The 3,280-nt window shown below is 43.5% G+C and carries 2 protein-coding genes; both read left to right on the top strand.

The features are described 5' to 3' along the window. The coding region (gene dxs / locus B4F08_RS09810) for a 1-deoxy-D-xylulose-5-phosphate synthase (RefSeq protein ID WP_291374268.1) at positions 1-1,847 on the top strand (1,847 nt) is incomplete at its 5' end. 116 nt (positions 1,848-1,963) lie between these two features. After that, on the top strand, positions 1,964-2,794 hold the full coding sequence (locus tag B4F08_RS09805; RefSeq protein WP_086208980.1) for an inositol monophosphatase family protein: 831 nt from the start codon (positions 1,964-1,966) through the stop codon (positions 2,792-2,794). The last annotated feature ends 486 nt before the right edge of the window (positions 2,795-3,280 follow it).

The following is a 3,280-nucleotide window of genomic DNA, read 5'->3' as shown; positions in this document are numbered from 1 at the left end:
TTGATCATCCTCAACAACTTCGCTTGCTTGAGCAAAGTCAATTAGCACAAGTGGCAGACGAGCTACGTCAATTTATTCTGTATGCCGCAGGACAAAGTGGGGGACACTTTGGTGCAAACCTTGGTGTGGTCGAGCTCACCGTGGCATTGCATTATTGTTTTAACACACCAAATGACCGCTTAATTTGGGATGTCGGTCATCAAGCCTATCCGCATAAAGCTTTGACTGGGCGTCGTGAACAGTTGACTACGATTCGTGCCAAAGATGGTTTAGCTGCCTTTCCTGCACGTGATGAATCGGTATTTGATACTTTTGGTGTTGGACATTCTTCGACTGCGATTTCAGCAGGTTTGGGGATGGCACTGGCACGTCGTTATCAAAACAATCCTTGTGAAGTGGTCGCAATCATTGGCGATGGGGCGATGACTGCAGGTATGGCCTTTGAAGCCATGAACGATGCAGTTGCGCATGATGCGGACCTGATGGTGGTACTGAATGACAACGATATGTCGATTTCATGTAGTACTGGTGGTTTTGCAAAACATCTGGCTTCAATTTGGGAAAGTGGACAGTCCATTAATATTTCAGATGATGGCGAAGCCTATGTGCAGCCACATCCTGAATGGACTTATAACTCGCGCTTACATAGTGCAGCCACAGATGCGGCCGACAACGTTTTTAAAGCGATTGGTTTTGATTACTTTGGGCCTTTCGATGGGCACGATGTCGAGCAGTTGACACAAGTCTTTACCGCATTGAAAAAACGTAAAGGGCCACGTTTAATTCATGTCTATACCAAAAAAGGCAAAGGCTTTGCCCCAGCTGAAGCTGACCAAATTAAATATCACGCAATTACAAAAATAAATGCTACAGCATCTAGCAATACTGCACCGAAGTACTCAGATGTCTTTGGTCAATGGTTATGCGATGAAGCCGCACAAGATGAGCGTTTGTTAGCGATCACCCCTGCCATGTGTGAAGGCTCAGGTATGGTGGGTTTTGCCAAACAGTACCCACAGCGCTTTTTTGATGTCGCGATTGCAGAACAGCATGCGGTGACTTTGGCGGCGGGCATGGCGTGTGAAGGCTTAAAACCTGTAGTTGCAATCTACTCGACTTTCTTGCAACGCGGTTATGATCAATTGATTCATGATGTGGCCCTACAGAACCTAGATGTTACCTTTGGTATCGACCGTGCAGGCTTAGTGGGTGAAGATGGACCGACTCATGCTGGGGCCTATGACTATGCTTTCATGCGTACCGTACCGAATTTGGTGATTATGGCGCCAAAAGACGAAAATGAATGTCGTCAAATGTTGCATACTGCTTATTTATACAATGGTCCTGCCGCAGTGCGTTACCCGCGTGGCAATGGTCTCGGAGTTGAGATTCAACAACAGATGACCCCGATGGAAATTGGTCAGGCTGAAATTGTCGCGAGTTTTAATGATGCCCAAGATGACGTTATTAGCATTCTTGCCTTTGGTAGTCGTGTTCAGGCCGCAGTAGAAGCAGCACAGAAATTGGCTGAACAAGATTTGGCTGTGCGTGTGGTAAATATGCGCTTTGTGAAGCCGCTTGATGAAAAAATGATTACGGCTTTAGCGCCCTCAACGGCTTTATTTGTGACGGTTGAAGAACATGCGGTGATGGCGGGTGCGGGTAGTGCAGTGAATGAATATTTGGCACAGGCTCAAATCGTGAAACCGATGTTAAATCTTGGTTTAGCAGATACCTTTATGCATCAAGCCACGCATGCGCAAATGTTGCATCAGGCCGGACTAGATGCCGAAGGCATTGAACGTTCAGTACGTCAAGCATGGTTAAAACTTGTACATATGGTGTAAACGCCGTTTTTAAATTTTAGAAACATTTTTTCCCTAAAAGCCCCGATCTTTGCTAAGATATGCGGGCTTTTATGCATTATTCTTTATCAATATCTTCAGATTGTAGTGGGTGTTCAATGGAACCTATGGTGGTGATGGCTGCGCGTGCGGCTCAATTAGTCGGTCAAGAGCTTTTAAAAGCGCATCAAAATCGTCATAAGCTCGATCTACAAGTCGAAGAAAAAGGAATTGATGGTCCTGTAACGCGTGTAGACCGTTATTTGGAACAATTGGCGATAGATACCCTACGTAAAAGTTATAAAAATCACAGCTTCCTTGGTGAAGAGTTTGGTCTTCAAGAAGGTAAAGGTCACGACGCAGATTGGTGTTGGATCATTGACCCACTTGATGGCACGCTAAACTTCATTAACGGTGTTCCTCACTTCTGTATCTCTATTGCAGTTCAACATAAAGGCATTACTCAACACGGTGTAATTTATGACCCTGTGAAAGATGAGTTGTTCTCTGCAAGTCGTGGTCGTGGTGCCATGATGAATCAACGCCGTATCCGTGTAAATGTAAAAGACAGCCTTGAAAATACATTCATGTCTGTGGGTCATGCTTACCGTGCAAAACGTAATGGTGAAGTGATTTCTTATGCAAAAAATCACTTTGATTCATTATTAAATGTGACTGAAGCTGGCGCGCAATACCGTCGTACAGGTTCAGCAGCATTAGATTTGGCGTATGTGGCAGCAGGTCGTTTCGATGCGTATTTCGAACTCGGCTTAAAGCCTTGGGACATCGCAGCTGGTGAGTTGATTGTGAAAGAAGCAGGCGGAACAGTGGTTGATGCACGTGGTGGTAGCGAATCTATGGAAAATGGCCAAGTACTGGCATGTTCTATGAAGCTGTTGAAACCTTTAATGAAAGCAGTTGTACCTGCTTGGGGTGAAGCTGCTAAGTAATAGCATGTAGATCGTGTTTAAGACATTGAAAAAGCCCTCACAAGAGGGCTTTTTCTTTAAGGCTTAAACAACAGATCATTTTAGATCCTTATACTTTTTTTATTTTTGTCATCATTAGACAAGCAATACTGTATTCAAGAAATTGTGAAACGACAAATAGGACGCAGTTATTTAAAGGCAAATAAAGAAAAAGAGAGCATTAAAATCAATAAGCGTATAGATCACTATTTAAGTTTGCCGTGTAGGACCGTCATCACCGATCAATTGCCGTGTCAAATCGTGGCAGCATTAGAGCAAGAGCTAGTACAATTAATTGCGTTTTATGGCTGATAGTGGAGGGGGAGAACGAAGAATGCTATTTAATTTTTTCCTAGATGGTCAAAAAAATTGAAGTGAAAACCTGTATTTATTCAATGTTTGATAAAAATATTGTATCAATTTTAAGAAAAGAGGTGACTTTTGAAAATATCCTGCTATACTCCGCCC

The sequence above is a fragment of the Acinetobacter sp. UBA6720 genome (assembly GCF_002454215.1).
In the GTDB taxonomy this organism is placed as follows: Bacteria; Pseudomonadota; Gammaproteobacteria; order Pseudomonadales; family Moraxellaceae; genus Acinetobacter.
This window is presented reverse-complemented; position numbering and strand designations above follow the sequence as displayed.

What these genes read in the sequence shown, in the direction of transcription:
- B4F08_RS09805 (WP_086208980.1), top strand. Translation starts at nt 1,964, where the DNA reads ATGGAACCTATGGTGGTGATGGCTGCGCGTGCGGCTCAATTAGTCGGT.